Source organism: Emticicia sp., from assembly GCF_049241225.1.
In the GTDB taxonomy this organism is placed as follows: Bacteria; Bacteroidota; Bacteroidia; order Cytophagales; family Spirosomataceae; genus Emticicia.
Map to the genome: position 1 here is coordinate 3018 of NZ_JBMLRC010000253.1, position 7052 is coordinate 10069.

The 7052-nt window shown below is 38.4% G+C and carries 7 protein-coding genes; 3 read left to right on the forward strand and 4 right to left on the reverse strand.

The features are described 5' to 3' along the window. The 3 genes from ACOVO2_RS13585 to ACOVO2_RS13595 form a co-directional block, all read left to right on the forward strand. Window positions 1-315, forward strand: a 315-nt coding sequence (locus ACOVO2_RS13585; RefSeq protein WP_421770502.1) for a DUF1501 domain-containing protein, incomplete at its 5' end; no start/stop codon positions are given. 24 nt (window positions 316-339) lie between these two features. Beyond that, window positions 340-975 (forward strand): hypothetical protein, encoded by a 636-nt coding sequence (locus tag ACOVO2_RS13590; RefSeq protein ID WP_421770503.1) that lies wholly within the window; start codon window positions 340-342, stop codon window positions 973-975. Between the two features lie 164 nt (window positions 976-1139). Further along, a complete protein-coding gene (locus ACOVO2_RS13595) occupies window positions 1140-1445 on the forward strand; it encodes a hypothetical protein (protein ID WP_421770504.1) in 306 nt (101 codons plus the stop codon). A 128-nt stretch (window positions 1446-1573) separates the two neighbouring features. Here the strand turns inward: ACOVO2_RS13595 and ACOVO2_RS13600 are convergent, their stop codons facing one another. From ACOVO2_RS13600 to ACOVO2_RS13615, 4 genes are all read right to left on the reverse strand, one after another. Further along, on the reverse strand, window positions 1574-4045 hold the full coding sequence (locus ACOVO2_RS13600) for a ribonucleoside-diphosphate reductase subunit alpha (protein WP_421770505.1): 2472 nt from the start codon (window positions 4043-4045) through the stop codon (window positions 1574-1576). Window positions 4046-4548: 503 nt separating this feature from the next. Continuing rightward, entirely contained in the window at window positions 4549-5220 is a 672-nt protein-coding gene (locus tag ACOVO2_RS13605; protein WP_421770506.1) for a thiamine diphosphokinase, read from the reverse strand. A gap of 90 nt (window positions 5221-5310) precedes the next feature. After that, the gene (locus ACOVO2_RS13610; protein ID WP_421770507.1) at window positions 5311-6057 is read right to left on the reverse strand and encodes a glycosyltransferase family 2 protein; all 747 of its coding nucleotides are present in this window, start codon (window positions 6055-6057) and stop codon (window positions 5311-5313) included. A gap of 47 nt (window positions 6058-6104) precedes the next feature. Continuing rightward, on the reverse strand, window positions 6105-7052 hold a 948-nt coding region (locus tag ACOVO2_RS13615; protein WP_421770508.1), incomplete at its 5' end, for an SGNH/GDSL hydrolase family protein.

The window sequence follows — 7052 nt, forward strand, 5'->3', positions numbered from 1 at the left end:
GTTTGGGGTGGAGAATTCGGTAGAACAGTTTATTCTCAAGGAAAACTCACCAAAGATGATTACGGCCGAGACCATCACCCAAGATGCTTTACGATGTGGATGGCGGGTGCAGGCGTAAAATCGGGCATTAGTTACGGAGAAACTGATGATTTTAGTTATAATATTATCAAAAATCCTGTTCATGTGCATGATTTTCAAGCAACTTTACTGCATCTCATGGGAATCGACCATGAACAACTGACCTACAAATATCAAGGTCGTCGTTTTAGACTAACCGATGTGCATGGGCAAGTTATTAAAGGAATTTTATCGTAAATTTGCGGCATAAAACACTTAAACTTGAAACACTTCTGGGTCATATTCAAATTATTGTTATTGATAGTTTTTGCTCTTCGTTTATTAAAATCTAATCGAAAAGTAGCAAAATTTGAGCATGACCCAAAGCGTGGATTTTTCAATTTATTCCAAGAAAAAGTCATTTCCAAAAAAATAGTTTTTGCCTTTGAAAACACCACTCCTGAGTTACAATTAAAAGAACTTTTCCGAAAGAAAATTCGCCCGAAAGAAGAAAGTTGGAAACAAAACGGCGGATATTTCGATGATTTTTTTGCTACGCTGACTTTGGAAGAGCGAATCATTTACGTAGTATATTTATCGAACAAGAGTTTTCAGAAAGGGAGTGTTTTCAACTTTTTATGGTACAAAACCGAATGGATTATTGCCTTCGGGCAGATTTTAAAACACCTCCAAGAAGAATCGATTTATATTCATTATCAACAAGTTATCATCGAGACTTGTCATTTTGATTTAGAAAGCTTATCGCCTGAACATCAAGATTTTTTCGACCTCGAACTTCACCCCGACGGCAGTCAAGAATTTGAGTCCGTCAAGCAATTCGACCAACTATTTGACCGAAATACCTTTTTGCAGAAAGTCATTTCAGCAACTATCCAAAACAACCAAAGCCATTCTTGAGGGCTGATTTTGCACTAATTCTATATCGTCAGCAATATTTCAAATCATAGAAGAATAAACTCAGAAATTGGTCTTATAGATGAAGTTTAATTGATTCAGAATTCTAGAACAAATTCATTTAGAAATAATTTTTCTGAAAAATGTTTTCATCCACTTTTACTAAAATGAAAAAGCTAATTTTACTTACATTCTTACTGATTTCTACTTGTAAGACAGAAGCGGTACAACCGAACGTTTCGCAACAAATTGAGCAGTTTATCAATAACCAGAGGATAACTCGGGGAATTGCTTCAGAGACTTTCAACGATTTTTTCACTTTAGCCCTCCAAAATACCCCTGGTAAATCATTTAAAATTGATAATAATTTTATTGTTATTGATGGCGTTACTTGGAATCTTAATCACGTAAAAAGCTACCAAGTTGTTGAAATCTCAAGCAATAATTCTGTCTTATGGCTAAAAATTAATTAAATTCTAAACAGATGGCAAATCAAAGCCGCCTTATGAACTTGTCAGTCTAAAACCAACAAAACCACCCTTGAGAGGTGGTTTTGTGTATGATTTTATATTAGAAAAGAGCATTTGCAAGTCGGAATCCCTTATGAGCCACACATTTCGCAACCCTCTGGGTCGTCGAGCGAGCATTGCATTGCTGCATATTGGTATTCTTCCTCACTGGCAAATGTAGCAGCAGCCGCTGATTTGGCTGTTTGCTCTTCTGCATATTTTGCGTAATCTAATGGTTTTTCTTCTACTACCGATGTAGCTGGTACAACCTCCGCAATTGCTTGGCGGTCAACTGTAAATTTCACGGCATCAGAAGCGGCTTTCGTACGTAGGTAATACATACCCGTTTTCAAACCAGCTTTCCAAGCATAGAAATGCATCGAAGTCAATTTTCCGAAATTAGCATTTTCCATGAAGATATTTAATGACTGACTTTGGCAAATGTATGCTCCACGGTCAGCGGCCATATCAACGATAGTTTTTTGCTTAATTTCCCAAGCCGTGCGATACAAATCTTTCAAGTTTTGCGGAATCTCAGGAATTGATTGTACCGAACCATTAGCGGCAATTAGTTTGTTTTTCATGGTATCATTCCACAAACCAATTTTCACTAAATCTTTCAATAAATGCTTATTCACAACCACAAATTCGCCCGAAAGTACACGACGAGTATAAATATTTGAAGTGTAAGGCTCAAAACACTCATTATTACCCAAAATTTGGCTCGTAGAAGCCGTTGGCATTGGAGCAACCAATAATGAGTTTCTTACCCCGTTTTTCTTCACTTTTTCACGCAACTCTTCCCAGTTCCAACGACCTGAATCTGGCGTTACGCCCCACATATCGAATTGGAAAATACCTTGCGAAATCGGAGAACCTTCCCAAGTTGGGTATGTTCCTTCGATTACTGCCAATTCCATCGACGATTCCATTGCTGCGTAATAGATTGTTTCAAAGATTTCTTTATTCAATCTACGAGCTTCGTCAGACTCAAAAGGCATTCTTAATGTAATAAATGTATCGGCCAAGCCTTGTACACCAAGTCCAATCGGACGATGACGGAGGTTGCTACGCTCTGCTTCTGGAACAGGATAGTAGTTTACATCAATTACTTTATTGAGGTTTTTCGTGATAACTTTCGTTACCTCATATAAACGCTGATGGTCAAACTTCAAGAAACCAGTTTTCTCATCTTTTGTAATATACTTAGGCAATGCAATCGAAGCCAAATTACAAACCGCTACTTCATCAGGAGATGTATATTCCATGATTTCAGTACAAAGGTTCGATGATTTAATCGTTCCTAAGTTCTTTTGGTTTGATTTACGGTTAGCTGCATCTTTATACAACATGTACGGAGTACCTGTCTCAATTTGCGACTCCATCACTGCAAACCAAAGGTCTTGAGCTTTGATAGTTTTGCGAGCCTTTCCTTCTCTTTCGTATTTTTCGTAAAGATTCTCGAATTCTTCGCCGTAGCAATCAGATAAACCTGGAGCTTCGTGCGGGCAGAACAACGACCAAGTGTCATTGGCTTCCACTCGCTTCATGAATAAATCCGAAATCCAAAGTGCGTAGAATAAATCTCTTGCACGAAGTTCTTCTTTTCCGTGGTTTTTCTTCAAATCCAAGAACTCGAAAATATCGGCGTGCCAAGGCTCGATATAAATCGCAAACGAACCTTTACGTTTTCCACCACCTTGGTCAACGTAGCGAGCGGTGTCGTTGAAAACACGCAACATCGGTACGATACCATTTGAAGTGCCGTTTGTACCTTTGATGTACGAGCCTGTTGCACGAATATTATGAATAGCCAAACCAATTCCACCAGCAGACTGTGAAATCTGAGCAGTTTGACCAAGTGTTTCGTAAATTCCAGTGATACTGTCTTCTTTCATCGTAAGCAAGAAGCATGATGAAAGTTGTGGTTTTGGCGTACCAGCATTAAACAACGTTGGCGTAGCGTGCGTAAACCAACGCTCCGACAATAATTCGTAAGTTTCAATCACACGGTCGATGTCTTCGCCATGAATACCTACGGCTACACGCATCAACATGTGTTGTGGACGCTCTACAATTTTACCGTTGAGTTTAAGCAAATATGATTTTTCGAGCGTTTTGTAGCCGAAATAATCATAGCCAAAGTCACGGTCATAGATGATAGCAGAATCAAGCAAAGCTGCGTGCTTCTGAATCACTTTCCACGTATCTTTTGCAATAAGAGAGGCATTTTGGTCGGTCTTCGGGTCGATGTACTGATATAACATCTTCATCGTACCAGAAAAAGACTTGAGCGTATTTTTATGTAAATTTGAAATGGCAATCCGAGCCGCTAAAATAGCGTAATCGGGGTGCTTGGTTGTCATCGAAGCGGCCGTTTCGGCAGCGAGGCTATCTAATTCAGACGTAGAAACGCCATCATAAATACCAGCCACGACTTTCATGGCAACTTCAACGGGTTGGACAAATGCTGGTTCTAAACCGTAGCAAAGTCGCTCAATACGAGCAGTAATTTTGTCGAACTTTACCGACTCGCGGCGTCCGTCTCTTTTAATTACAAACATAGGCAGCCTTTAAAAGGGTTTTAAGGATTCACAACAAGATATAGTTAGCTAAAAGGCATTCAGCCTTATACAAGGATTCAAAATTAGACCAATAAAAAATATTTTATATTTTGTGACTGCCAGTCACTTTTTGGGTTCAGTCAACACGGCCTTTTATAAGCAGTTTATCATGGTTAGAATTTACCATCTTTGAAAAACAACAGATGTAAAATTACTAAAATGTCAAGGTATATAAAAATCAAAAATCTATACCTATTTACCAATAGTTAAAAAGTGTAATGTTACGAAATTATTAAGAGCTAATAATCAATTAGTTACTTAATTAGTGGATTGGAAAAGTTTAATAAAAAAAGTTATCCACATAAAGTAAATACTTTTTTCTTTCCAAATTGAGACTTTTATTGAAGTGGCTTGATTATATTTTCATTGACAAATGTAAATATTTTATTTTCAGAAAAAAAAATAAATTCTGAAAAAGTTATCCACATTGAAAAAATCATAAATCAGTCGTGACATTCCATGAGTAGAAGGTCACCAGATTGGAAGGAAATACTGACAATACCATCTTCCTCAGCCTCGTTGCTGTTACCGGAGCGATAACCCAGCGTAAGCTGTTCATTATCAAGAGAATACTTTAAATTTTTTGTTCGTATATTTGTAGCGTTGCCTATCGGAATAAGTGAAATTTGTGTACCTTTTGCGTACCATTTTTCAAAGGTTGCAGGCAGGGGTAAGAGAGGGTAAATGACCGAGTAATCATCTATCATAACAATAGAAAGTTTACTTTTGTAACGAATAATATTAGTCATATTCGTGATTGCATGGTCGGCACGGCGGCCAGTTGCCCAAACCACATTTGCAGCAGGAAAACCCCTGTTTATCAAGAAATCAAAGGCTTTTTCGAGGTCAGTTTTATCTTGGTCGGGCGTATGAACAATCTCAATCGGGTACTGACTTTGCTCAATTTCATCCAAATCAATATCTCTATCAAAATCGCCCAGCAATACATCAACCTTGATTCCGAGCGACATCACTCGGTGGATGGCACTATCAAGGACAACTACATAAGGACTCCATTCGAGTAGCTGCCCGAGGAGTTCGGCACTACAACTTTCACCATTAGCAATAATGAGTGCTGGCTCTTGTTTTTCTCTTACGATATGATGCGAAGACATAATATTAATGAAGAATGAAGAATGAAAAATGAAGAATGATTGAGACCCTTCAAAGCATCATTATCCATTGTTTAAAACAAATCTAAAGAATTACTTCAAAATCCATTGAAAAATTTTCGAGAGTGGCTTTGCGTAGAGTGTGTACCAACGAGGCTCAATACCATTATCAACCCATGCTCGGCGGTCTTCTTTGTTGGCTCTTATTCTATTTTTGAGCGAGGCGTTGCTGCTTCCGCCTACACGCATGTTCATCAAAACTTCTGGAATGTAATGAGAAGAAAGTTTGTGTCGGTAAAGCATGCGAAGCATGAGTTCATAATCGCCCGCACTTCTGTACGAAGTATCATACAAACCATAAGTATCGTAGGCGGCTTTTGTTAGGAAAAAAGCCGTGTGAGGGGGCATCCAGCCATTTAAAAAGCGATTTCGGTCGTATTTACCTGACTTCCAACTTCTTACGATTTTATTGGTATCAACGGCATCAATGTAGTACAGATCGCCGTAAACTGAGTCAGCTTTTGATTCTTGAAAAGCTTTAGCTACTTTGCTAATAACCTGATTATTAGGATAAAAATCATCAGCACCTATAATGCCAACGGCATGACCTGTGGCCATTTTTACACCTTTGCTCATGGCTTCGTAAATACCATTATCTTTTTCCGAAACCCATTTAATTTTATCGCCGTAAGTTTTCAGAATTTCAACCGTTCCATCTTTCGAGCCACCATCAGCCACGATGTATTCTATATCAGGATAATCTTGTGAGAGTACACTATCGATGGTATCTTTGATGGTTGCCGCAGAATTGTAGGCAGCCGTAACGATTGATATTTTCATTATTTGGTTCGCTTCGCAGTTTCAGACAGTTTCGTCTAAAAATTAAGTTATTTGATTTTTAAAGACTCAAATTTACTAACATCAAGCGAAGGAATTGCTGTTTTTAGTGAATTTTTATAATTTTCGTTGATAACTTTAATTATTTCGTTGGCAATAACAGCCGAACCTCGTGGCGTCGGGTTGATGCCATCAAGGCTAAAAAAACCACCCGTAAATAATGAATTATCGAATTTTACGCCATTCACGGTATAAGTTTTACTTTTTACCTGAGCGTAAAGGCCGTTCAAATCGGCCAAAATAATACCTCTTTTGCTGGCTTCAAACTTCAGAACACCATTAAAATCACTCAAACGTGAGGAAATAATGCTTATTTCGTCTTTATCCAAGACCTCCTCGTTGGTAAGCGGATGAGTCATGCTGAAACCCTTCTTTTGGTTTGCAGCGTTTGTTTTACCAACATTTGGAATGGCCTCCATCAAGATTTTATCATTGGTAGTTGCGGCTCTTACAATTCCATTTCCGGTCGTGATAAAAATGTCAGTCGTGCCTACATTTTTAGCGAGTTCTTGAAATGAGTAAAAATTAAAATAGGGTAAATCAAGCACATTGGGAATATTTGTCAGAATTCCCTGGGCTTTGTTTGCTACCAAGGCATCGAGTAATTTTTGAATATTTAGAGCAAACGAAGATGTTTCGGTCATGGAAGTTCTTCCGCCCGAAGTTGCATAAGACAATAAATCTTGCTCGCCAATGCTTACCGTAAAAAAGGTGGCGTTGCTTTCTTTTACAAAATCGGTATAGCTTATCTCTTCTTTTCCTGCGGGAAGAATTCGCTCAAAGAAAGGATTAAAACCCTGTGTTTTAGCGTTGCCAAAGCTGGCTTTATTTACATCCGAAACTCGTAGACCAACCACGCCATAATTGTTTGCTACACTTCCCGAATGTTTTGCCAAAATAAGTGGAGAAGTACTGACCACCGCCAGTTTGTCGGAAAC